The 22,863-nt window shown below is 65.0% G+C and carries 29 protein-coding genes and 1 tRNA gene; 12 read left to right on the forward strand and 18 right to left on the reverse strand.

The window, feature by feature from the left end:
• Positions 1-15 precede the first annotated feature (15 nt).
• The 7 genes from lptB to IPK75_04900 all read right to left on the reverse strand — a co-directional run bounded on the left by lptB (position 16) and on the right by IPK75_04900 (position 5,476).
• Positions 16-750, reverse strand: a complete 735-nt coding sequence (gene lptB / locus IPK75_04870) for an LPS export ABC transporter ATP-binding protein (protein MBK8197682.1) — start codon at positions 748-750, stop codon at positions 16-18.
• Between the two features lie 90 nt (positions 751-840).
• Positions 841-1,371, reverse strand: a complete 531-nt coding sequence (locus IPK75_04875) for an OstA family protein (GenBank protein MBK8197683.1) — start codon at positions 1,369-1,371, stop codon at positions 841-843.
• Positions 1,358-2,032, reverse strand: a complete 675-nt coding sequence (locus tag IPK75_04880; protein ID MBK8197684.1) for a hypothetical protein — start codon at positions 2,030-2,032, stop codon at positions 1,358-1,360. The genes IPK75_04875 and IPK75_04880 overlap by 14 nt, the downstream gene beginning before the upstream one ends.
• Positions 2,033-2,116: 84 nt before the next feature.
• Positions 2,117-2,731, reverse strand: a complete 615-nt coding sequence (locus IPK75_04885; GenBank protein MBK8197685.1) for a ribonuclease D — start codon at positions 2,729-2,731, stop codon at positions 2,117-2,119.
• 46 nt (positions 2,732-2,777) lie between these two features.
• Complete coding sequence (locus tag IPK75_04890) at positions 2,778-3,242, reverse strand: YaiI/YqxD family protein (protein ID MBK8197686.1); 465 nt, start codon at positions 3,240-3,242, stop codon at positions 2,778-2,780.
• Positions 3,242-4,267, reverse strand: a complete 1,026-nt coding sequence (locus tag IPK75_04895; protein ID MBK8197687.1) for a hypothetical protein — start codon at positions 4,265-4,267, stop codon at positions 3,242-3,244. Before IPK75_04895 ends, IPK75_04890 begins: the two co-directional genes overlap by 1 nt.
• A gap of 3 nt (positions 4,268-4,270) precedes the next feature.
• Entirely contained in the window at positions 4,271-5,476 is a 1,206-nt protein-coding gene (locus IPK75_04900) for a right-handed parallel beta-helix repeat-containing protein (GenBank protein MBK8197688.1), read from the reverse strand.
• A 177-nt stretch (positions 5,477-5,653) separates the two neighbouring features.
• Between IPK75_04900 and IPK75_04905 the strand changes: the two genes are divergently transcribed.
• Positions 5,654-6,187, forward strand: a complete 534-nt coding sequence (locus IPK75_04905) for a DUF3617 family protein (GenBank protein MBK8197689.1) — start codon at positions 5,654-5,656, stop codon at positions 6,185-6,187.
• A gap of 71 nt (positions 6,188-6,258) precedes the next feature.
• Here IPK75_04905 and IPK75_04910 read toward each other — a convergent pair whose 3' ends face one another.
• The 4 genes from IPK75_04910 to IPK75_04925 form a co-directional block, all read right to left on the reverse strand.
• Positions 6,259-6,498, reverse strand: coding sequence for a DUF1150 family protein (locus tag IPK75_04910; protein ID MBK8197690.1), 240 nt, complete (start codon positions 6,496-6,498; stop codon positions 6,259-6,261).
• Between the two features lie 179 nt (positions 6,499-6,677).
• On the reverse strand, positions 6,678-7,343 hold the full coding sequence (locus tag IPK75_04915) for a methyltransferase (protein MBK8197691.1): 666 nt from the start codon (positions 7,341-7,343) through the stop codon (positions 6,678-6,680).
• A gap of 32 nt (positions 7,344-7,375) precedes the next feature.
• Positions 7,376-7,451, reverse strand: a tRNA-Ala gene (locus tag IPK75_04920).
• Positions 7,452-7,508: 57 nt separating this feature from the next.
• On the reverse strand, positions 7,509-8,024 hold the full coding sequence (locus IPK75_04925; protein ID MBK8197692.1) for a TIGR02300 family protein: 516 nt from the start codon (positions 8,022-8,024) through the stop codon (positions 7,509-7,511).
• Positions 8,025-8,148: 124 nt separating this feature from the next.
• Between IPK75_04925 and aroA the strand changes: the two genes are divergently transcribed.
• The 3 genes from aroA (at position 8,149) to IPK75_04940 (ending at position 10,173) form a co-directional block, all read left to right on the forward strand.
• Positions 8,149-9,474, forward strand: coding sequence for a 3-phosphoshikimate 1-carboxyvinyltransferase (aroA, locus tag IPK75_04930; GenBank protein MBK8197693.1), 1,326 nt, complete (start codon positions 8,149-8,151; stop codon positions 9,472-9,474).
• A 71-nt stretch (positions 9,475-9,545) separates the two neighbouring features.
• Positions 9,546-9,977: a hypothetical protein gene (locus IPK75_04935; protein MBK8197694.1), complete on the forward strand. Its 432-nt coding sequence runs from the start codon at positions 9,546-9,548 to the stop codon at positions 9,975-9,977.
• Positions 9,961-10,173, forward strand: coding sequence for a helix-turn-helix transcriptional regulator (locus IPK75_04940; protein MBK8197695.1), 213 nt, complete (start codon positions 9,961-9,963; stop codon positions 10,171-10,173). The genes IPK75_04935 and IPK75_04940 overlap by 17 nt, the downstream gene beginning before the upstream one ends.
• An 88-nt stretch (positions 10,174-10,261) precedes the next feature.
• Here the strand turns inward: IPK75_04940 and IPK75_04945 are convergent, their stop codons facing one another.
• Entirely contained in the window at positions 10,262-10,876 is a 615-nt protein-coding gene (locus IPK75_04945) for a hypothetical protein (protein MBK8197696.1), read from the reverse strand.
• Between the two features lie 172 nt (positions 10,877-11,048).
• On the opposite strand from IPK75_04945, the gene IPK75_04950 reads away from it, so the two are divergent.
• The 6 genes from IPK75_04950 to mscL all read left to right on the forward strand — a co-directional run bounded on the left by IPK75_04950 (position 11,049) and on the right by mscL (position 16,834).
• Entirely contained in the window at positions 11,049-12,131 is a 1,083-nt protein-coding gene (locus tag IPK75_04950) for an NADH:flavin oxidoreductase (protein MBK8197697.1), read from the forward strand.
• A 39-nt stretch (positions 12,132-12,170) separates the two neighbouring features.
• Complete coding sequence (locus tag IPK75_04955; protein MBK8197698.1) at positions 12,171-12,953, forward strand: SDR family oxidoreductase; 783 nt, start codon at positions 12,171-12,173, stop codon at positions 12,951-12,953.
• Positions 12,954-13,154: 201 nt separating this feature from the next.
• Entirely contained in the window at positions 13,155-13,793 is a 639-nt protein-coding gene (locus IPK75_04960; GenBank protein MBK8197699.1) for a (d)CMP kinase, read from the forward strand.
• A 131-nt stretch (positions 13,794-13,924) separates the two neighbouring features.
• The gene (rpsA, locus tag IPK75_04965) at positions 13,925-15,919 is read left to right on the forward strand and encodes a 30S ribosomal protein S1 (GenBank protein MBK8197700.1); all 1,995 of its coding nucleotides are present in this window, start codon (positions 13,925-13,927) and stop codon (positions 15,917-15,919) included.
• A gap of 97 nt (positions 15,920-16,016) precedes the next feature.
• Positions 16,017-16,316: an integration host factor subunit beta gene (locus IPK75_04970; protein MBK8197701.1), complete on the forward strand. Its 300-nt coding sequence runs from the start codon at positions 16,017-16,019 to the stop codon at positions 16,314-16,316.
• A gap of 107 nt (positions 16,317-16,423) precedes the next feature.
• Positions 16,424-16,834 carry a large conductance mechanosensitive channel protein MscL gene (gene mscL, locus IPK75_04975; GenBank protein ID MBK8197702.1) on the forward strand — a complete coding sequence of 137 codons (411 nt, stop codon included), beginning with the start codon at positions 16,424-16,426 and terminating at the stop codon, positions 16,832-16,834.
• Positions 16,835-16,975: 141 nt separating this feature from the next.
• Here mscL and IPK75_04980 read toward each other — a convergent pair whose 3' ends face one another.
• Positions 16,976-17,362 carry a VOC family protein gene (locus tag IPK75_04980; protein MBK8197703.1) on the reverse strand — a complete coding sequence of 129 codons (387 nt, stop codon included), beginning with the start codon at positions 17,360-17,362 and terminating at the stop codon, positions 16,976-16,978.
• 95 nt (positions 17,363-17,457) lie between these two features.
• On the opposite strand from IPK75_04980, the gene soxR reads away from it, so the two are divergent.
• Positions 17,458-17,907 (forward strand): redox-sensitive transcriptional activator SoxR, encoded by a 450-nt coding sequence (gene soxR / locus IPK75_04985; protein ID MBK8197704.1) that lies wholly within the window; start codon positions 17,458-17,460, stop codon positions 17,905-17,907.
• Position 17,908: 1 nt separating this feature from the next.
• Here the strand turns inward: soxR and IPK75_04990 are convergent, their stop codons facing one another.
• The 5 genes from IPK75_04990 to IPK75_05010 are packed head-to-tail and all read right to left on the reverse strand — an operon-like array spanning position 17,909 to position 21,887.
• Positions 17,909-18,544, reverse strand: coding sequence for an HAD-IA family hydrolase (locus IPK75_04990; protein ID MBK8197705.1), 636 nt, complete (start codon positions 18,542-18,544; stop codon positions 17,909-17,911).
• The gene (locus IPK75_04995) at positions 18,541-19,272 is read right to left on the reverse strand and encodes a DUF3299 domain-containing protein (protein MBK8197706.1); all 732 of its coding nucleotides are present in this window, start codon (positions 19,270-19,272) and stop codon (positions 18,541-18,543) included. Before IPK75_04995 ends, IPK75_04990 begins: the two co-directional genes overlap by 4 nt.
• Positions 19,273-19,328: 56 nt before the next feature.
• On the reverse strand, positions 19,329-20,597 hold the full coding sequence (locus IPK75_05000; GenBank protein MBK8197707.1) for an ABC transporter permease: 1,269 nt from the start codon (positions 20,595-20,597) through the stop codon (positions 19,329-19,331).
• Positions 20,594-21,289 carry an ABC transporter ATP-binding protein gene (locus IPK75_05005; protein MBK8197708.1) on the reverse strand — a complete coding sequence of 232 codons (696 nt, stop codon included), beginning with the start codon at positions 21,287-21,289 and terminating at the stop codon, positions 20,594-20,596. The genes IPK75_05000 and IPK75_05005 overlap by 4 nt, the downstream gene beginning before the upstream one ends.
• A 7-nt stretch (positions 21,290-21,296) precedes the next feature.
• A complete protein-coding gene (locus IPK75_05010) occupies positions 21,297-21,887 on the reverse strand; it encodes a DUF2796 domain-containing protein (protein ID MBK8197709.1) in 591 nt (196 codons plus the stop codon).
• A 146-nt stretch (positions 21,888-22,033) separates the two neighbouring features.
• Here IPK75_05010 and IPK75_05015 point away from each other — a divergent pair, with 146 nt between their 5' ends.
• Complete coding sequence (locus tag IPK75_05015; protein ID MBK8197710.1) at positions 22,034-22,855, forward strand: ZIP family metal transporter; 822 nt, start codon at positions 22,034-22,036, stop codon at positions 22,853-22,855.
• Positions 22,856-22,863: the final 8 nt, after the last annotated feature.

The following is a 22,863-nucleotide window of genomic DNA, read 5'->3' on the forward strand; positions in this document are numbered from 1 at the left end:
CCGCGCCCCCTGAGATCAAGCGGCGAACTGCTCACCCAGATAGACCCTGCGAACGTCCTCGTTTTTCAGCACGCTGTCCGGCGTGCCGTTGAACAGGACGGCGCCATCATACATCACATAGGCCCGGTCGACGATCTGCAGCGTTTCGCGGACCTGGTGGTCCGTGATCAGAACGCCGAGACCGCGCTGCTTCAGGAAGCGAACGAGATCGGAAATGTCGGAGATGGCGAGCGGGTCGATGCCGGTGAACGGTTCGTCCAGTAGCATGAAGCTCGGACGAGATGCGAGTGCGCGCGCAATCTCCACCCGCCGCCGTTCACCGCCCGAGAGGGAAGTCGCCGGCTGCTTGCGGAGGTGTTCCACGTGCAGTTCGCTGAGCAGGCTGTCGACCTGAGCCTGGCAGGCGGCGCGGTCGCTTTCGACCAGTTCCGCAACTGCCATGACATTTTCCTCAACACTCATGCCCCGGAAGATCGAGGCCTCCTGGGGCAGGTATCCGACGCCAAGCCGGGCACGCTGGTACATCGGCAGGCGGGTGACATCCTCGCCGTCGATGCTGATGGCGCCGGAATCGGCCCCGATCAGTCCCATGATCATGTAGAAGCAGGTGGTCTTGCCGGCCCCGTTGGGTCCAAGCAGGCCGACAACCTCGCCGCGGGCGAGGGACAGGGACACGTCGCGTACGACCTGGCGCTTGCCAAATGACTTGGCAAGATTGCTGACTACCAGGCCTTCGGCCGCTTCGGTCATCCCGTTGTCCATCCTTCCGCGGCCGGTTTTCCGGCCTGACTTAGCCTTAATGGAGCTTGCTTAAGATCGGTTTCACCGGTCCGTTCAAATTCACTGGTTCTGGCCCTGCCCGGGCTGGCTCGACGGGTCGATCACCATGCGCGTCCGGCCGGACCCCCCTTCCAGCGTCGTGCGGCGATTCTTGATTTCCATGCGGAGTGTCTCGCCCTCGGCGACATCGCGCTCACGCATCAGGGCGACCTTGCCGGTCATCGTTATCGTGTCGGTGGCGAGTTCGTAAACGCCGCGGTCACCTTTGGCTTTCAGCTCAGGCGTCACGTAATAAACGTTACCCTCGGCGACGATATTCTCAACCTGTCCGAACCCACCGACGATGCTCGAGTTGTTTTCAGCGGCCGGCTTGCCGGTGAAGCGGATGGTCACGGTATCGGCGCGCAGGCGCGCGGTGCCCTGCTGGATATCGACATTGCCGATCAGCAGCACCTTGCGTTCGCTCTCAAGGCTCTCGGTGCGGGCCGAGTTGATATAGATCGGACCACCCTCGGACGAGATCTGGGCAAGGGCCGGCATGGCGCACAGGGCAAGGCCAAGGACTGCGCCGGCGGCTTTAAGGCGTGACATCTTGCTCACTTTCAGTCGTTTCAGGCTCATCGGCCGGTTGGGGATAGATCACGGTGCGCACATTGCCTTCAAAGACAATACGGTTTCCACCGTCGAGGATTTCATACGAGTCTGCCCGGATGTCGCCAAGGGGGCCCTTGCCTTCCAGCGGTGACAAACCCTCCACCCGGTCCTCGCCGAGGATGAGGCGTGCGCCCTTGCTGATGAAGGAATAGCCTGCGCTGTCGGTGATGTTGACGGCTTCGTAGAGCTCCAGCACCCCCTTCTCGCGGTCGTAGAAGCCGGTCGGGGCCTTCAGTTCGGCGCCCTTGGCATCGCGCAGGACAGGATTGACGAGGTCGACCACCCCGGCTTCGGCGCGCCGGCGCTGGGCGGCATCGGCGGTGATCGTGAACACCTGGCCATCCGAATCGCGCCCCGTGAAGCGCGGGTTGATCATGGTGACGGCGTCGTCATCGCGCACCGATGGCGGGCGGGCATCCTGGCTGAGGGCGCTACGGAAGACGAATCCGAGGAACAGGCCGATCGAGATGGCCGCCGCCCCCACAAAGGCGTACCGCAGGTAGCGTACGCGTTCGGACCGGCGCCGCGCCTGTTCCAGCGTCAGCTGGCGCCGGGGGGCCCAGAGCGTGGCGGGGTCGTGGTGAAGGCTGGCTTCCATGCGGGCGGGCCTGATCCTGCGATACGTTCAGGCGATATGCTTAGCCGCGATGGGGCCGGAGTGAAAGCGCGCCTCGCAGGGCGGTCAGCTATGGGCGAAGATGTCTTCCTCGCCCCAACCGGCGAGGTCGAGCTGCGCGCGCACGGGGAGAAAATCGAAACAGGCCCGGGCGAGGCCCATGCGGCCCTCCCGGACCAGCATGGCTTCGAGGCCGGCCTTGATCTGGTGAAGGTAGAGCACGTCCGAGGCGGCGTACTGGATCTGCGCATCGCTCAGCGTGCCGGCGCCCCAGTCGGAGCTTTGCTGGGCCTTGGACATGTCGATGCCGGCGATCTCGCGGGCGACGTCCTTCAGGCCGTGACGGTCGGTATAGGTGCGGGCGAGGCGCGAGGCGATCTTGGTGCACCAGACCGGCGAGACCGTGACGCCCATCCACTTGCGCATCATCGCAATGTCGAAGCGAGCGTAGTGGAAAAGCTTTTCGACCTTGGGATCGGTCATCAGCGCCTTCAGGTTCGGGCAGTCGAAATCGCGGGTCAGCTGCACGAGGTGCGCCGTACCGTCGCCGGCCGACAGCTGGACAAGCGTCAGGTAATCCCGGTTCGGATTAAGGCCCATCGCCTCGGTATCGACCGCAACGACCGGTCCGAAATCGAGGCCCTTGGGGAGATCCCCCTTGTGAAGCGTGATCTGGCTCATGCGCCGCCCCTTAGCACGGTGCCCGTTAAGGGCAAGTGTGCGCCGGTCAGCCCGTCGCCCGTTTGGCCGCTACAATCGCCGTATCGAGCGCCGAGAGGAAGCGCGACCGGTCGGCCTTCGAGAAGGGCGCGGGGCCCTTGGCGCCGATGCCGGCAACGCCGACGCGCAGGTCCGCCATGATGGCACGGGTGGCGAGGGCGCCGCCGATGGAATCGGGGGTGAAGGGCTTGCCGGTGGGGCCCAGCACGCGCGCACCCGCCTTGAGGCAGCGATCCGCCAGCGGAATGTCCGCCGTGACGACAACGTCCGCATCGGTCGCCTCCCCCGCAATCCAGTCATCGGCGGCATCGAAGCCGTCGCTGACGATCTTGCGGGAGACCAAACGGTGCTCCGGGATACGGATGTAGGAATTGGCGACGATCACGACCGGCACGTCATGGCGCAGCGCGACCTGGTAGATCTCGTCCTTCACCGGACAGGCATCGGCGTCGACGAGGATGCGTACCGGCATCAGTCCGCGTCCATGCCGGCGATCCACTCGCGCACGAGCGCAAGGCCGTCCGGGTCTGGAACGCTGCGGCCGAGTTCCGGCATGGCGACGCCCGGTTCGGTCGACGCCATGCGATAGGCCATGATCGAACGGTCCGGCGCGCCCGGCACGATGACCTGGAACAGTGTGCCCGCGCCGCGTCCCGCAGCGACCGGATGCTTGCCGACGCCGACAAGCGCAAGGTCTGTTTCGGTCGACGCGAGGAACAGGCCCGAATTCGAGGCCGAGCCGTCCGGCTTGTGGCAATGCGCACAGTTGATGTCGAGCCAGGCGCGGGCACGCGCCTCGACCGGCAGCGACACGTCGTAAACCGCCGGGGCCGCCGGCGCGTCTGCGGCGAGACCATCGAGGATGCCAAGCTCCGCCCAGTGGGCGAGCTGGTCATTGTGGTTGAGGTTGCGCGCCTTCGGGCCGATGGGCGACAGCGCATCGCCGGCCTGGTGGCACGTCTTGCACTGGTTCTGGTTCGGCACGGAATAATTGATCGTGAGCGGAGCACCCGCCGGGCTGATCGTCTCAATCGTGCGATGGCCGCCCACGGGCGAATACACCGCCTCGGTGCCCTCGGCGTTCCAGAGATAGGGGAACGCAGCCCAGCCGGTTTCCTTGTGGATCAGCAGGCGCGTCTCGACGCGGTAACTTCCCTCGTCCGGTGCGCGCATGTCGGGCGCAAAGGCGAAAGTCTTGACCAGCACCGTGCCGACCGGGAAGGCAAACACGTCATCGGCGCTGTAGGCGGCCGCCTTGCCGCCGGGCACGAAGACATAGCGGTGCTTGGCGGCGTGGTCCGAGAACAGCGGATTGACGAGATCGTAGGGCACGACGCCGCCGGCCGGCACAGCGCCTGCCAGGTCCGAGAACAATCCGTAGGCCGACAATGTCTCGGCCGGTTTGTCCGCGAGGATGACATCAAGGTCCGGGCCCGCCGCCTTGCTCAGACTGCAGGCGCCGAGGATCGCGGCGAAAAGGAGCGCCGGCCAGCGCAAGGCTCAGCCGCCGTCCTGCGGCACGTCGATTGCGGGCGGTTCGGCAGGCGGATTGCTCGCCGGGCGCGAACCGGACGGGCGCAAGGCTTCCGGATCGATCGGATAGGCCGGGATGCCCATGCTGAGGAACAGCACATCCTCGGCCTCGCCGATGGTGAGGTTCACGTCTGTCGGCTCGGGCGCGTTCGGCCAGGAGGTGACGCCGTCCCAGACAATCGGTGGCAGCTTGCCGCCGAGCGCTGCCGCAAGCGGCGCGAGATCGCCCTGCGGGTCTTCACCGCCACCGGCATAGTGGTTGTCGCGCACCACGATATCGCGCGGCAGCGGGTTGTAGGTTTCATCCGTGATCGGAAGGGAATAGGCCGTGATCAGGACATGGGCGGAGCGGTTGTTCTCGAACTTGTTGTCGAAGACGTGCACATTCCGGTTGGCCATGATGATGACGCCAGTACCCGAAGGCACGCCGGCCACGATGTTCCCGGCCGGCGCGAAGTTGCGCGTGTTGTTGGCCTGGATCTCGTTGGCGAAGATGCGGGTCGAGTTCCCGCCCGAGACCGGCAGGCCCGGCAGGTCGAACACGAGGATGCCACCGGTATTGTTGCGGGCGATGTTGCCGTAGACATCGGCGGCTGTGGAGTTCTCGATCTCGATGCCCGCGACGTTGAACTCGACGATCGAGTTGCGCACGATGATGTTCGACGACTGGCCGACATAGATGCCGGCATCGGAGGCGCCGCGCACGGTGACGTTCTCCACCAGCACGTCTTTCGACTCGACCGGGTAGACGCCGTAGGCGCCGTTGGTCTCGTCCGGCTCGCCGCTCCATTCAACGGTCAGGAACTTGTAGGTGATCCGGTCGGCGCCCTTGGACTTGATGCCGTCGCCTTTCGTGTCGCGCACCGTGAAGTCCATCAGGGTCACATCGTCGGAGGTGACGAGCAGGCCCTCGCCGGCGCCGGATTGCTGGGCGAAATCGAGCACGGTCTTGCCCTGCCCTGCCCCGCGCAGGGTGACGCCGTCGACATCCAGCGATAGCGGATCGGCGAGCGCGAAGGTGCCCTCCGGCATGACGATCGTATCGCCGGGAGCCGCCGAGATCAGGGCCGCCTGCAGGGTCGCACCGAAGTCGCCTTCGGCGGACAGCGGAGCCGGCAGCGACGGCGCGCCGGGGGCCGGCCCTTCCGTTTTCGGCGCGCAGGCGGCCATCATCAGGACAAGCGGAACAGCCGCAGCAGCGTGCAGGATCTTCATGGTGACCTCCCCGGATTCGTTGACGCGAGTGTCAACTTCCGCGCCGGCAAATGCAAGCGAGTTGCGCGTTTACGTGCCGCCGGTTTGGGCGCAGGTTGCCGACGGGCCAGCCCGGCCCGCAGCCCGGAGCAGACCATGAAATATCGCGCCCCCGCCTTCGCCGCCCTCCTGCTGTTGCCGCTGGCAACGCTCGCCTGTTCGAAAACCGACGACGCCCCGGCGGCGGCGCCGGCCACCGATACCGCGACGCCGCTCGAGACCGCCCTGCCTGACGCGGCCGAGACGCCGGCAGAACCCGCCGCGCCGCTGAGCCTGAACGATGTGCCGGGCCCCGCCGCCGGCAAATGGCAGATCGAGGCTACCATGGACGGGCGCACGTTGCCGGCAACGGAAGTCTGCTATTCGCAGTCGACGCTCGCGGCGCTGGCGGAGACGCCGGAAGGCACGACCTGTTCCGAACAGACGGTCGACCGAAGCGGCGGCACGATCCGCATCCACGCGGTCTGCACCTCGTCTGACGGCATGAAGACGGTGATGGACAATGTGGTCACCGGCGACCTGACGAGCGCCTATACGAGCGACATGACGATGAGCTTCGACCCGCCGCCGCGCCCGGGCATGTCGTCGATGCACATGGTCGCGAGCGCGAAGCGCCTCGGCGACTGCTGAGCGCCAAACAGAAACCCCGCCGGGCGTGCGCACGGCGGGGCTTCGAAAACCTGTCATCCTCCCGGGACGGATCAGTGGACGCTGAGCGGCCTCAGATCATTTGCCCAGGCAGCGGCAAAGGCGGCCTCGCGGCCCTCGACGATTGCCAGGCGCTGGCCATCGGCGGACGCGACGACGAACAGGTCGTCAGGATCGTCCACGTCTGCAAGCGCATCGGGCGGCAACAGGCTGCGGATTTCCCCGTCATCGAGATGACGGATGTACACGAAGGCATTGCCTTCGGAGTCAGGTGTTTTCAGGCCAGTCGTCATGGGTCCACTCCTTTCCGCGCCCCGGAGGGGTCGCTGGCAGGCTGGTGCTCTGCCATGACCGGAAGGTGGGCCCCGAATGTGTCCGGTTCAAGCACCGGGATGCGGCAATCGCGCGGCAAGGCCTCACAGGCGCGTGTAGCCGGGCTGAATGCCCGGTTTTTGACCGCATTGCCCGAAAATCAGGGCGCCGGCGGCCTTTCGGGCACGAATCGGTAGACCCGGTTGAGCGAGGAAGGGCGTCCGCCGGTCGCGAAGTCGGGGCCTTCATGGACCCCGAGCAGCTGCAGGCGCAGCAAGGGCAGATCAGCCCGGCCGGGATCGCCGACCAGAACGTCGAGGCCGGCAGAGAGGCAGCGGTCGAGGAAAGCCGTGACGCGCCGCGCGAGGGCGGCTTCGTAGAAAACGTCGCCTGCGAGGACGAGGTCGGCGGCAGGTGCCGGGCCGGTTGTCAGGTCGCCGGCGAGGGCTTCCAGCGCAACGCCGTTGGCGGCGGCATTCAGGCTTGCGGCCAACCGCGCGGCGGGATCGGTGTCGGAGGCGAACACGCGCGCCGCGCCGGCCCTCGCTGCTGCAATGCCTGCCAGGCCCGAGCCGGCGCCGAGATCGAGCACGGTCTTGCCGCTGACGAGCGCCGGATGGTCCAGCAGGTGGCGGGCGAGACCGGCGCCGCCACCCCACCAGCTGGCCCAGTAGGGCGTCTGGAAACCGTCGCCGCACAGGCGCGCGAGCTCGGCCAAGCCGCTGCGGGGGCCGGCCTTGTGGATCAGGATTTCGGGAACGGTCGGGACCGGCGTCAGAGGAAGATGGGCGCGGATATGGCGCGCCACGGCTTCGGCGTCGATCAACGGCGCGGCCCGGCGGGGGGGTGGGAAGTTCCTGGTGGAGCCAGACGGAATCGAACCGACGACCTCTTGCATGCCATGCAAGCGCTCTCCCATCTGAGCTATGGCCCCTTACCGGGAAGCGGGAGGCTTAATCTCAGCCTCTCGCGCTTTCAAGTCCTATTTCAGTTAGTCCTCGTCTTCGTCGTCCAGCGCGAGATCGTCGTCGCCGTCTTCGTCGTCATCGATCTCGAATTCTTCCTCGTCGTCATCGGCGATGATCACGTCATCGTCGTCGTCGGCGCCTTCTTCGGTGAAGCCCGTCGGCACCTTGCCGGCGGCGGGGGCTTCCTCTTCATCCTCGGCGTCCTCGATGATCACGTCATCGTCTTCGCCGACGAGTTCCTTGGTCTCTTCCTCGTCGTCCTCGGCCTCGTCCTCGACCTCGGCATCGTCTTCGGCCTCGTCGTCACGGATGACGGCGTCCTCCTCCTCCTCGGCCTCGTCCTCGTCGTCATCGACGGCCTTGACGGCGGCGCGAGCGGCTTTCGCCTTCACCTTGGTGATGGTGGTGCGGATCACCTCGTCTTCGGGATCGAACGACTCGCCGCACTTGGGGCAGACGGCCGGGCGTTTGTTGAGGTCGTAGAATCGCGATTCGCAGGACGGGCAGACCTGCTTGGTTCCGAGCTTGTCCTTGGACACGGGCACGCGCTCCTTTTTATAGGTGGATTGACCAATTTGAAGTTGGCGCGGCGCTTGCCATGAACGCCCGGCGCTGTCAAAGCCCGAATGCCGACTTGAACTCCTTAATTACAGGGCCTTCGAAATGGTCTGGACCAGCCGACCCGTCCGCCGCCTGAGCGGAGCCATCCGCGCGCCGGGCGACAAATCCTGCAGCCACCGCGCGCTCATCTTTGGCGGCCTTGCGGCCGGCACCAGCCGCTTCAGTGGCCTGCTGGAGGGCGACGACGTCATCCGCACCGGCAGGGCCATGGCGGCGATGGGTGCCGAGGTCACGAATACCGGCCCCGGTGCCTGGGAAGTGACCGGCGTCGGCGCTGGCGGCCTGAAGTCGCCCACGGGCGTCCTGGACTTCGGCAATTCGGGGACCGGCTCGCGCCTGATAATGGGTGTCATGGCCGGCTTCGACCTGACCGCCGAGCTGTGCGGGGACGCGTCCCTTTCCTCCCGGCCGATGAACCGGGTGCTGAACCCGCTGCGGCAGATGGGCCTGCGCGACACGGCCGGCAAGGAAGGGCGCCTGCCCTTCACGCTGACCGGCTCGGCGGCTCTTGAAGCGATTTACTACAAGCCCCCGCAGGCAAGCGCGCAGGTGAAGTCGGCGGTGCTGCTGGCCGGCCTCAACGCGGTGGGCACGACTACCGTGCTGGAGGCGAAGCCGACGCGCGACCATACCGAGCGCATGCTGCAGGGCTTCGGCGCCAAGCTCGGCTTCTCGACCCGGCCGGGCAGCGGCGGGACGGAAATCTCGATCGCCGGCAAGCAGCCGCTGTTTGCGCTCGATGCCGACATCCCGGGCGACCCCTCCTCAGCCGCCTTCCTGATCGCCGCCGGTATCCTCTCCCCGCAGGGGGATGTGATGGTGGAAGGCGTGATGTCGAACCCGACGCGGTCCGGCTTCTACGATGCGGCGAACCTGATGGGCGCCCATCTTGGCGCCGAGGAGCGCGGCGAAGCGGCGGGCGAGCGGCTGATCGACCTGCATGCGGGCTATGCGGGGCTGAAAGGCATCGCGGTGCCGGAACGCCTCGTCGCCTCGATGATCGACGAGTTCCCGATCCTTGCCGTGCTGGCAGCCTTTGCGAGCGGCGAGACGCGCGTGACCGGGGCGGACGAACTGCGCGTGAAAGAGAGCGACCGGATCAAGGCGATCGTCGCGATGCTGCGCGTGAACGGCGTGGAGGTCGAGGAGACCGAAGACGGCTTTACCGTGCAGGGCTGCGGCGGGCCGGTGCCGGGCGGCGGCCTCGTCGAGACGCGCCACGACCACCGCATCGCGATGAGCGCGCTGGTGATGGGCACGGCGGCGCAGAAACCCGTCAGCGTCGACGACGTCTCGATGATCGACACGAGCTATCCAGAGTTCCTCGGGCATATGAAGACGTTGGGAGCGGATATTTCGGAGGGGTGAGGCATGTTAAAGTCTCTTGACTCGATGTTATGTTTGCTTAACATGACTCTCATCGACCGGAGACCTCTGCCATGCCCTACCGCGAAAAGCTTTCCTGGCTGACGCTGACCTCGCTGCTGATTGCTGCAACCGCCTATTTCGGGATTTTCGGCCCGGCTGTGGCGTTCGGAAAGCACCGGCTGCTGGATATTGTCTGGAGCTATGGTCCGGTCGGGGCCGTGCACGGTCTGGTCGTGCTGGCCGGATACACCATCTTGAACTTCACAGGCGAGAAGAAGGAACTTCCGGACGAACGCGACCGCGCCATTGAACGGCGCAGCACGTCGTTTGCCTACATGGTGCTGCTGACCGGCCTGCTGCTGGTGGGCATGGTGATGCCGTTCACCGAGCCGCCGTACAAGATCATCAACACGGCGCTGATCGTCGTGGTGCTGGCCGAGGTGGTCCGCGACGCGGTCATCCTCTTTGGCTACCGCCGGGGCCTGAATGCCCAGACAGCTTAGGAACGAGATCCGTGTGCTGAGGTTCACTGCGGGCGAAATGACCCAGGCCGACCTTGGCGCGCAGATCGGTGTCACCCGCCAGACCATCGCCGCGATCGAACAGGGCAAGTATTCGCCGTCGCTGGAAACGGCGTTCCGGATCGCGGAAGTGTTCAAGGTGCCGCTGGAGCGCGTGTTCTACTGGGAAGAAACCTAGCGGAGGCGAAGGGCGACACCGGGGCCAAAAAAAGCACCAGCCTTTCGCAAGGCTGGTGCCAATCCATACGCAAGAAGGCGGACGCCAATCAGGAGGCTGTCTCTTCGGCGGCCACGGGCACGGAAGTTTCTGCCGGAGTTTTCGCGGCAACATAGTCGAACAGCGCCTGATCGATGATATCTCCGACCAAGGACGCGATCGCGCTTTGCACGTTGCCCGCGGGCAGCACGCCAGCAATCGGCGGCTCCTTGACCCGGCCGATGGTGGTGTGGAGGGCGTGATCATAGCTCTGCGAGAACGCCTTTGCCCCGTCATCAATGGTGACGGTTGCCTTGTAGAAATCCGACACGGTGGAGCCCGCGAGACCCAGGGTGAGCCCGGTGCCGAAGCCGCTGGCTGCGGCATCCCCAAGGTCCGCCATATTGTTCATGGAGACGTTGATTCTCGTGGTCGCCGTTTCGTTGATTTCCACGCCGCGCTTTTCGAAGGCCGCCACGACGACCTTGCGGATTGGCTTGTCGACCGACTTGGCGCGCTCGCCGTTGCGGTAGAATTCGACATTCAGAACCGCCTGCATGTCAGCGACTTCGGCCGGCACCGTGATGGGCGCTGCATCGTACTTCGGATCGACATACGGCACAGGCGTGACGCAAGCCGCAAGGAGGAACGGCGCCACAAACGCCGCAACCAATGACTTTCTCAATTTTAGCTCCCCGACCCCAAAAATGACAAAGGGTCAATTCCCTGCATCCGGACGGTCTGAGTTATGCCAACTATAAATTGCATCGCAAGGGCAATCTGAGGGGACATCGCCATCGTGCGCCCTGCCCCCACGGCAGAATTGACGGCGCGCGTCCCGGCGCCATTGTGGCGGCATGACCGATCTCCATTCCCCCCTGACTTTCGCGCGCGGCCCCGCCTTGAAGAACCGTTTCATGCTGGCCCCGCTGACCAACATGCAGAGCCATGCCGACGGCACGCTGAGCGATGACGAATTCAAATGGCTGACGAAGCGCGCCGAAGGCGGCTTTGGCGTGACGATGACCTGCGCCGCGCATGTGCAGGCGAAGGGACAGGGCTTCCCCGGGCAGCTCGGCATCTGGGATGACAAGCACCTGCCCGGCCTGACGCGGCTGGCGGCGGCGCTGAACAAGACCGGCACGCATTCGGTGGTGCAGCTGCACCATGCCGGCATGCGCAGCTCGGCCGACCTGATCGGCGAGGCGCCGCATTGCCCGTCTGCCAATGACGAGTTCAGCGCGCGGGCGATGAGCCTCGATGAAGTGAAAGCCTCGCGCGATGCGTTCATTGCCGCAGCGGTTCGCGCCGAGAAGGCCGGCTTCCACGGCGTGGAGCTGCACGGCGCGCATGGCTACCTGATCTGCCAGTTCCTCTCAGCCGAAGTGAACAAGCGGACAGACGAGTATGGCGGCAGTTTCGAGAACCGGACGCGATTCCTGTATGAATGTATCGAGGGCGTACGGGCCTCGTGCGGCAAGGATTTCTCGCTGGGCGTGCGCCTCTCGCCGGAGCGGTTCGGCATGGACCTTGGCGAGATCATCGGGCTTGCCGGCGCGCTGCTGAAGGACGAGCGGATCGATTATCTCGACATGTCGCTGTGGGATTGTTTCAAGCCGCCGGTCGGCGCCGAAGGCAAGACGCTGGTAGAATTGTTCGGTGCGCTGCCGCGCGGCAAATGCCGGCTCGGCGCGGCGGGCAAGATCACGTCGGGCGCGGCCTGCCAGCAAGCGCTCGATGCCGGGCTCGACTTCGTGGTCATCGGCCGCAGCGCGATCCTGCACCATGACTTCCCGGAAAAGGTGGCCGCCAACGCGGCGTTCGAGCCGATCGCCCTGCCGGTCTCGGAGTCGCACCTTGTCGCCGAAGGGCTCGGGCCGGCTTTCATTGCCTACATGAAGACCTGGAAGACCTTCGTCGCCGAACCGGCCGAGACCTGATCCGCCCACAAACAATATATATTCAAAGGGAGACCCATCATGCAGATCACCAAAGACACCGCTGCCGTTGTGACCGGCGGCGCCTCCGGCCTCGGCCAGGCCACCGCCCGCGCCCTCGCCAAGGCCGGCGCAAAGGTTGCCATCTTCGACATCAATACCGAAGCAGGCGAAGCGACCGCCAAGGAAATCGGCGGCATCTTCTGCAACGTCAACATCATGAGCGAAGAGAGCTGCGTTGCCGGCTTCGAGAAGGCGCGCAAGGCGCATGGCCAGGAGCGGATCACCGTGCACTGCGCCATGGCCGCGAAAGGCGGAAAGACGCTGAGCTGGGACAAGGAAAACGCGAAGTACAAGCGCCTGCCGACGGCAGACTACGCATTCGGCGCAGAAGGCGTGCTGGTCGCCTCCTACCGCATCGCCTCGCTCTCGGCGGAGGGCATGGCCTACCTGCCGGAGCTGGAAGACGGCGAGCGCGGCTCGATCACGCTGACGGCGTCGGTCGCCGCGCAGGACGGCCAGATCGGACAGGTCGTGTACGGATCATGCAAGGCCGGCGTCAACGGCCTGGTGCTGCCTATGGCGCGCGACCTGATGGATATCGGCATTCGCGTCAACTCGATCATGCCGGGCATTTTCGCCACGCCGCTGATGCTGCGCGCTTCGGACAAGGTGCTGAACTCGCTCGCCGCCTCGGTGCCGTTCCCGAAACGCCTCGGCAAGCCGGAAGAATATGCCTCGCTCGCGCTGCAGCTGGCGACGAACTCCTACTTCAACGGCCAGTGCATCCGCCTCGACGGCGGCATCCGCATGGCGCCGAGGTAAGAACTTCTCCCCTCTCCCTTGGGAGAGGGGTCGGGGGTGAGGGGGTGCAACCTCTCACCCGAGGTAGCATTTGTGGCAAAGTCCCTCACCCCTGCCCGTCGCGAGGACGGGAAATCCTATACGATTTCCCGAGCGACCCCGTCCCGGGAGAGGGGGTGGAGAACTTGACTCCCCATTAGCCCTGCCCCACTCCCCGGCGCGATGATCATTGCGATTGACGGGACAACGGCTTCGGGGAAAGGCACGATCGCCAAGCGGCTGTCGGGCTATTTCGGGCTGCCGCACATGGACACCGGGCGGCTCTACCGTGCGGTGGGGGTGGCAGCGCTGAAGCAGGGCGTGCCGCTGGACGCCGCCGGGCCGCTGGCCGACATCGCCCGGACACTCGACCTGACCGACTTCATCGAACACGAACTGCGCTCGGCCGAAGCCGGCAAGGCGGCGAGCGTGGTGGCGGCGATCCCGACGGTGCGCCAGGCCCTGTTCGAACTGCAGCGGGCGTTTGCAACCCGCGAAGGCGGCGCCCTGCTGGACGGGCGGGATATCGGCACGGTGATTGCTCCGGACGCCGACGTGAAGCTGTGGGTGGACGCCGACGTGACCCAGCGCGGGGTACGCCGCTGGAAGGAACTGATCGGTCATGGTGAACAGGTGACGCTGGAAAGCGTCATCGAACAGCTGAAAATCCGCGATGCACGCGACCAGGGCCGGGCCGATGCGCCGGCGGCAATGGCCGCCGATGCCATCTTGATCGACACCACTGATCTGACTATAGACGCCGCTGTGGAAAAGGCGCTGGCTGCCGTTGAGGCCGCCCTCGCCCGTGGAAAGACCGCCTGAGGGCCGAAAGGCTCAATCCAAACAGGCGGCGCCGCAACAGAACAAGACCACCCCAAGGGGCCGGATGTCCGCAGGCTGCAATGGTGCACGCCTGCCTTGAACCATTCGATATGCCCCTCCCCGGAGATCCAATGAACAAGTCAATGAACCCCACCCCCGCCGATTTTGCTGCGATGTTCGAAGGCTCGGCTGCGGCCGGCGCCATGCAGGAAGGCCAAGTTATCCCGGCCACCGTGCTGCGGATCGACAATGACGCGATCGTCGTCGATATCGGCCTGAAGACCGAAGGCCGCATCCCGGTCAAGGAATTCGCCCTCGAAGACAAGCAGCCGGCCCCCGGCGATATCGTCGACGTTTACCTCGACCGCATCGAGAACGCCCTCGGCGAGGCCGTTCTCAGCCGCGACAAGGCCCGCCGCGAAGAGCGCTGGGTCAAGCTGGAGCGCAGCTTCGCCAAGACCGAACCGGTCAAGGGCGCGATCTCGGGCCGCGTCAAAGGCGGCTTCACGGTCGACCTCGGCGGCGTCAACGCCTTCCTTCCCGGCAGCCAGGTCGATATCCGCCCGGTGCGCGATGTCGGCCCGCTGATGGGCGAAGTGCAGCCGTTCGCGATCCTCAAGCTCGACCGCGTCCGCGGCAACATCGTTGTCTCGCGCCGCGCGATCCTCGAAGAGAGCCGCGCCGAACAGCGCGCCGAAATCGTCTCCGACATGAAGGAAGGCGATGTGCGCAAGGGCGTCGTCAAGAACATCACCGATTACGGTGCGTTCGTTGACCTCGGCGGCATTGATGGCCTGCTGCACGTCACCGACATGTCCTACAAGCGGATCAACCATCCGTCGCAGGTTGTGGAAGTCGGCCAGGAAGTCGAAGTCCAGATCATCAAGATCAACCCGGAAACCCAACGTATCTCGCTCGGCATGAAACAGCTGGGTTCGGATCCGTGGGACAATATCTCGGCTCGTTACCCATCGGGCGCCCGCCTGAAGGGTACCGTCACCAACATCACCGACTACGGCGCGTTCGTGGAACTGGAAGATGGTGTCGAAGGCCTGATCCACGTCTCCGAAATGAGCTGGACCAAGAAGAACGTTCACCCCGGCAAGATCCTCTCGACCTCGCAGGAAGTCGAAGTGGAAGTGCTGGACGTAGACAGCGACAAGCGCCGCATCTCGCTCGGCCTCAAGCAGACCATGGACAACCCGTGGAACGCCTTCCTCGCCGAACACCCGGTCGGCTCAGAAATCGAGGGCGAAGTGCGCGGCATCACCGAGTTCGGCCTGTTCGTGGGCCTCGGCCCCGACCTCGACGGCATGGTGCACATCAACGACATCTCGTGGGACAAGCCCGGTGACCAGGCAATCGAAGCCTTCACCAAGGGCGACAGCGTCCGCGCGAAAGTCCTCGATGTGGACGTCGACAAGGAACGCATCTCGCTCGGCATCAAGCAGCTGTCGGGCGATCCGATTGAAGCGGCGAGCACGGGCGGCGGCGAAGGCGGCGGCATCAAGCGCGGCTCGACCGTGACCTGCACCGTCACCGAGGTTTCCTCGGGCGGCCTGGAAGTCGAATTCGGCACCCCGCCGATCAAGACCTTCATCCGCCGTTCGGACCTCAGCCGTGACCGCGCCGACCAGCGCCCCGAGCGGTTCGCCGTCGGCGACAAGGTCGATGCCAAGGTCGTGACGTTCGATCGTGCCTCGCGCCGTGTCTCGCTGTCGATCAAGGCCCTCGAGATCGCGGAAGAAGCGGAAGCCGTGGCCCAGTATGGCTCGGCCGATGCCGGTGCCTCGCTCGGCGACATCCTCGGCGCAGCGCTCGCTTCGTCGGGCTCCAAGGCCAAGGCTCCGAAAGCTGCCCCGGCTGCGAAAGGCGACGCCAAGTCGCTCGACGCACGCGGCCGCCTGACGGCTGCCCAAGGCGACGCCGATGATCTGAAGAAGATCAAGGGCGTCGGTCCGGCCTTCGAGAAGAAGCTGCACGAAGCTGGCATCTTCCACTTCTGGCAGATCGCCGCGCTGAGCGACGAGCAGGTCCACAGCCTCGAGGAAGAACTTGCCTTCCAGGGCCGGATGGAGCGCGATGACTGGAAGGGACAGGCTGAAGAGCTGATGTCCGAGGGCTGATCCAGAAGGGCGTCCGACCGGAGGCCTTCTAAAATTCAGGCAATGTTTGCGGCGGGGGCCTAGCGCTTCCGCCGCAAATGCGTTTAATATCAACAGGATGCTGAAGTCTCAACTCATCGACAAGCTCGCGGCCGAATATCCGCACCTGCGTCACGAAGACGTGGAAAAGGTCGTGAACGTCATCCTCGATGAAATCGGCGGCGCGCTGTCGCGCGGCGACCGTGTTGAACTGCGCGGCTTCGGGGCGTTTTCGGTGCGCAAGCGCGATGCCCGCAAAGGGCGCAACCCCCGTACCGGCGAGCCGGTGAAGGTGCCTGCCAAGGCTGTGCCCTTCTTCAAGGCCGGCAAGGAACTGCGGGCCCGCGTCAATGGCGGCGACGACCCGGAAGCCCGCTAGCGCCCCTGCATTGCCGCGACTTCATGCAGGCTTTGCTTGACGCTGAGTCCAAACCCCGCAATCTGGACACGGAGTTTCGTCGCTCCGGGGCGAAGAAAGGGGCAAATATGCTTAAGGAATTCAAAGAGTTCGCGATGAAGGGCAACCTCATCGACATGGCCGTGGGCTTTGTCATGGGCGGCGCCTTTGCAACTGTGGTCACTGCTTTCATCCAGGGCGTCTTCCTGCCGGTCCTGGCGCCGATCATGGGCGGTATCGACCTGTCGTCGCTGAAGGTAACGATCGTGCCGGCCGTCGTGGACTCGGCGGGCGAGGTCGTGAAGCCGGCGGCCATCATGGAAATCGGCCTGTTCATCAGCGCCGTGATCTCGTTCCTGATCGTCGCTTTCGTCATGTTCATGCTGATCAAGGGCATGAACAACCTGAAGAAAAAGGAAGAAGCAGCCCCGCCGCCGGCCCCGCCGCGCCAGGAAGTGCTGCTTGAGGAAATCCGCAACCTGCTCGCCAAGCAGAGCTAGAGGTGCGCCAAGGCGTTCATCGAGTGTTAGGGATTACACCTGCATTCTTGTGAACAGTAGAGTACGCGTAGAGTAGTGAGGGGCGGCCAAAAGGCCGCCCTTCTTTTTTGTCCGTAAGCGCCGGGACGGTGCCTGAACCACTCAGGCGCGGGTGTAGCTGACGATTTCGTATTCGATGCCGTCGAGGTCGAAGAAATAAAAGCGGCGACCCGGTTCATAGTCGCCGTGGCTGAACGGGACGAGGCCCTGCGCGATCACCTTTCGCTCGATGGCGCCCAGATCATCGACCTCGATACCAACATGGTTGAGCGGCGCACCTTTTGCGAAGCCGGCGCGTCCTGAACTGTCAGGATGCATGGAATAGACGGCGAGATAATCCGTGTCCGAACCGACATGGATCGTGTGCCCGCCGGAGGCAGCCCTGCCCTGCCAGCGAATATGCCAGCCGAATAGTGCCTGCAGCATCGCGGCGGTGCGCGCGGGGTCGCTGACGGTGATATTGACGTGTTCGATCCTGACCTGCGTCATGTCCATTTGTCCTTTCCGGAGCTTCAGAGGGTTGACGCCCCTCTCCTGAAACCTCAACCTAGATTGAGGTCAATAGCCGATGCGAGAGAATGTGCATGCGCCATGATGACGTGCTCCTGATCGGGGATGTGGCCGCACGCACGGGGCTCAGCGTTTCGGCCATCCGCTTCTACGAGGCGCGCGGGCTGATCGCGCCGATCCGCAGCCCGGGCGGCCAGAGACGTTTCAGGCGTGCGGATATCCGGCGGCTCTCATTCATCCGGATCGCGCAGCAGCTGGGCCTCTCGATCGAGACCATCGGCGATGAACTGGCGAAGCTGCCGAGCCAGCGCACGCCGACGGCCGAAGACTGGGCACGTATCAGCCGATCGATCCGCGCCTCGCTGGACGCCCGGATCTCGGCGCTGACCCAGGTGCGTGACCGCCTGGACGGGTGCATCGGATGCGGCTGCCTGTCGCTGAAGAAATGCGCGCTCTACAATGCGGGCGACAGGATCGCCGCAACAGGCAACGGCCCGCGCTACGTGCTGGGCGAAAACCCGTAGGTCAGGCGGCCGCCACGCCGAGCGCTTCGGCAAGCGCCCCGTGTGCGCCTTCGGTGAAGTGGAAGGCCTGCCAGCCGCGCGCGCGGGCGGCAAGAATGTTCTCGTGCATGTCGTCGACCAGCAGGAGCGCCGAGGGCGCAACCTGCAGTTCGTCTTCGATATGCGCGAAGTAGGCGGTGTCAGGCTTTGCGATCTTCATCCGGCCGGCCGCGAAGATGCGCTCGACATGCGCATGGAAGCCCATGTCGGTCTCGATATAGTTGGTTCGGTGGATCTCGTTGTTGGTGGCCATGACACTGCGCACACCGCGGGTCTTCAGCGCGCGGACAATCGCCAGCGTGTCGTCGTCGGGCAGGTTGTCCTGGCTGAACCAGTAATCGAGGATTTCCGTCTCGCGGCCATGGTGGCCATGCTTGCGGGTCCAGTCGGTGACGATCTCGACGAGGCAGGCCTCCCCGACCATCGCCTTCTGGAACCGGCCGCCGAACAGGTGGGCACTGAACGACGTGATCGACAGGCCGAGATCGCGCTCGAAATTCCTGGACCAGGCAAACTTGCCGTCCTGGACATTGCGGTTCAGGACGCCGTCAAAGTCCCAGGCGACGACCTCGACGGCGGCTGGGTCGTGAATGCTCAATACTCGTATTCCTCGACCGAGGTGAGCTTGATCGTATAGGCCGCGTCGGCCAGTTCGCTCTCCTGCGTCTGGGTATAGATCGTGCCCTCGATCCAGACGGCCTGGGCGAGGTCCTTCATCTTGATCGGCTTGTCAGCGATGACGAAGATGGTCTGGTTGGGCGGCGGCGGCGGCGAGTGGATACAGGCGCCGAAATACGGGACCAGCAGGAACTCCTTGATCTGCGCGTCGGCGCCATACTCGAACGGAACCGTATAACCCGGGATGCGGATCTTCTTGCCGTTGAGTTCCTTGACGGTGTTGAAGGTGCCGACCTGCACGGCCGTGTCGGCAGCCGAGCCTTCGGCAACACCGGCGCCGGAATAGAGCATCGCCATCTGCGCCTGATACATCTGGGCGAGGCGTTCCTCCTCGCCTTCCGGCATCAGGTCTTCCCAGCCGATACGCTCGATGCCCTTGGCGGCGAGTTCCGCATCCTTCTTCTTGGTGGCAGCCGCACGTTCGGCCGCCTTCGCCTCACGCGCGGCGGCGCGGTCGGCGGCGGTCTCGCCGATCTTGTCGCCGACCTGCGGACCGGCCGTGTTCTCGGCGACGGTGACCGCCGGCGCGGCGGGAGCCGCCTTGGGTGCGGGTGCCGCTTCGGCGGTTTCGGAGGTGGAGGCGGCGCCGCAGGCGGCAAGGGCGACCATCAGGGCGGCGGTAAGGGCGGAAGCGGGGAGCGTTTTCATCATGCGATCCTAAATAATCGGCGCGCGGCGCCGGCACCAGTGACAAATGCCATGACTTACAGCCGCACGCTGAGGCCATCGGCCAGCGAGCGGCGCATGGCCGTGAGGGCGGGCACCGCGCCGATCAGCAGCGAGGCGGTGGTGACGATGCCGAGCACGATTGCGTCGACCGGCCCGGGCAGACCCGCGCCGAACGAGACGCCATACTGGGCCTGCAGCAGCGGCGCCAGAACGCCGATCAGGACGTGGATCAGGACAATCCCGAGCAAGGCGCCAAGGAAGCCGACGAGGCCGGCTTCCAGCACGAGCAGCAGGAACACGTGATGCGGTCGCGCGCCGGTTGCTCGCAAGATGGACATTTCGCGCCGACGCTCGTTCAGGCTGGTGAGGATCGAGGTCAGGATCGACACCAGGCCAACAGCAATGACGAAGGCGGACACCGCCAGCAGGGCGCGTTCGGCCACGGCCGTGACGCTCCAGAGTTCGCGCAGGGCGTCGCCGGGAATGATGGCCATCAAGGGCTCGCCCTTGTTGGTGTTGATTTCCCGTCGCGTGGTGAGAATCGAGCCCGGTTTCTTCAGGCCGACGAAGATCGCGGTGACAGTCTTGGGCGTGAGATTGAACGACCGGATCGTATCGGTGGAGATGGTGTCGGCAAGCGGGTTTTTGGCGCCCGTCTCCCAACCGACATGAATGGCGGTGATCGCCTCCAGTGAGACGTGTACCGTGCGGTCAACCGGCGTGCCGGTGGGCTTCAGGATGCCGGCAACCCGAAACGGGCGGTTGTCGTGGCCCGAGCCGAGCTCCGCGTTGCCGAGCCCATGGGAGAGCGTGAGCGGATCCCCGATGCCATAACCCAGTTCGCGGGCAACGTCGGCGCCTATGACCGCGTCAAACAAGTCGTCAAACGGCTTGCCTTGCGCGAATTGAAGCGGCTGGCCGCCGCTATACTTGTAGCGTTCGAAGTAGGCCGGCGTCGTTCCCATCACGCGATACCCGCGATGGCTGTCACCCAAGGCAATCGGGACGGCCCAGGCGACGTCGCCGCGGGCCGCAATCTTCTCATAGGTCGGCCAGGACACTTCCGCGGTGGCATTGCCCATCCGGAAGACGGAATAGAGCAACAGGTTCACCGAACCGGTCGGGGCGCCGACGATCAGGTGGGTGCCGGAGATGGTGTTTTCGAAACCCTCGCGCGCGCCGCTGCGGGCTTTTTCCACGCCGAGGAACAGGGCAACCGACAGGGCGACCGCAACGATCGTGAGGATGACGGAGCCCTTGCGGTTCAGAAGGCTGGACCAGGCGAGTGACAGGAGCGCGGTCATGCAGGCGTCCCTGCCCGGTTGATCGCCGCGAGATCGACCGCACGCGAGAACAGCGGGGCGAGGCTCGCGTCATGGCTGACGAAGAGCAGGCTGGCCTGCGAGTTGGCAACCTCTTCCGAAAGCAGCGCGATGAACCGGTCGCGGGCATCGGCGTCCAGCGCTGAGGTGGGCTCGTCGGCGATGATCAAGCCGGGCGCCCCGATCAGGGCGCGCGCGGCGGCGACGCGTTGCTGCTGACCGACCGAGAGATCAGACACGCGGCGCTTCAGCAGGGCGTCGTCGGTGAGGCCAAGTCGGGCGAGCAGGCGGCGGGCTTCGCCTTCAGGATCGCTGCCAGCCGCCTTGCGACGGGCCGCCGAGAAACGCAGCGGCAGGAGCACGTTGCCGGTGACCGAGAGGTAGGGGACGAGGTTGAACATCTGGAAGATGACGCCGACATGATCCGCCCGCAGACGGTCCCGGCGCGCCGGTGTCAACGCGGCCATGTCTTGGCCCATCACGCGCACCTCGCCGGACTGCGGCGCAAGCACGCCGGCGATCAGCCCGAGCAGCGTGGATTTTCCCGAGCCGGACGGCCCGCGCAGGAAGACGCGCTCGCCTGCATCCATGCGAAACGCGGGCACATCCAGCACCCGCGGCCCCTGCTTCCAGGCAAAGGTAACGTTTTCGATTTCGATGACGGGCTGGCTCATGCGCGCCTTACTTGACCGCCAGCTCGGGGGCCGATGGCGTGAGTTCAGCAGCGCGCTGCTGTGTATCGGTGATGTAAATAGTGTTGACGGTCTCGAAGCTTGGGAAAGCTTCGAAGCCGGCAAACCTGATGGCCCGCACATCATCAGGCTTCGCGCAGGTCCAAGTGAAGTGGACAATGCTGTCGGTGTGGCCGGCCTGCACATTTGTTGTGGGGTGCGGCGCCGCTGCATCGCACGTGCCGCCCTCGATCTCGACCAGGCCCGAGAGCTCAGCGGTCACGACATCCGTGTACGTTGCATCCGATTCCGCGAGGCCGAAATTGGCCATCGGCGAGACGAGTTCGCCGAGGAGACGATTGCCTTCTCGGCTGACCGCGAGTTCAGCGAGGCCGTGCACATGCGGCCCGCCGCCCGCCGACTCCTCGTCGTGCTCCTCATGGCCGGCCTCCGTATCTGTTTGGGCAGGCTCGGATGCGACTTCGGGTACATCGGCGACAGGCGCCGGCGTGGGAACCGGCTCGGTTTTTGATCCGCCACACGCTGCAAGCAGGAAGGCAGATGCCGCGAGCAGCGCGGCACGAAGGGTGACTTGGGTCATGCGCATCTCCGGGCGGCAAAGGCAAAACTCGGCGCACCAGAAGAATCCGCTCGCCAAGTCAATATTGAAACATTATAACAATTCGTGCAAGAGCGTTCCGGCGCTGTCGCAGACCGCCACGTTCATACCGCAGGACAATGCCAGAAATGCCCGTCGCCTTGCAGGCCTCCGTAACGTTTGGCCTGCTGGCGGCCCTCGTCACATCGCTTGGCCTCGTAGCCGTGGCGATGCGCAGCGAATGGTCGGCGCGCCAGTCCGGCCTGTTCGCGTTATCCGCGGCCGGCATGTTGATCACCATAAGCCTGCTGCACATTGTGCCGGAAGCGATGGCCGCGAGCCGTTCGGCAGCAAGGTTCGTGCTGGGCGGATTTTTCGGCGGGCTGTTGCTCAGCTTCACGATGCGCACTTTGTTTCCGGAGCACGCGGGCATGGTCCGCGCGCAAGCCTTCACGCCCTTGCTCGCAGTGGCCGTGCACTCCTTCTTCGACGGGGTCATCTATTCGGTCTCGTTTGCCGCGAGCTTCCAGTCCGGCGTCTATGCTTCGCTCGGCCTTATCCTGCACGAGTTCGCCGAGGGGATCATCGCCTTCGCCATCCTGTCGCGGCACGGTTTCCGGATCCGGGAAGCGCTCGTCTGGGCCTTCCTCGCGGCGGCGGCAACGACGCCGCTCGGCGCGCTGGTTTCCGGCTTGTTCGTCAACAGCCTGGGCGCGGAAACCATCACGTTGCTCTATGCGGTTTCAGCCGGACTGCTGATCTACGTTGCAACCGGGCCGATGATGGAGCCCCTGAGCGAAACGTCGCCTGTGCGGGCAATGGGCGCGCTGGGTGTTGGCGTGGTTTTCGCGCTGGCGATCTTGTCCCTGCCGATCCACGACGAAGGCGTGCTCGATAACCATGGGGATGGCCATGATCACGCGGTCGCGGCGTATCCACAACTCGCGTCGGCAGGCAGCCAGCCGCCCTGAAAGCCGCC

This window comes from Acidobacteriota bacterium, assembly GCA_016712445.1.
GTDB lineage: Bacteria > Pseudomonadota > Alphaproteobacteria > Caulobacterales > Hyphomonadaceae > Hyphomonas.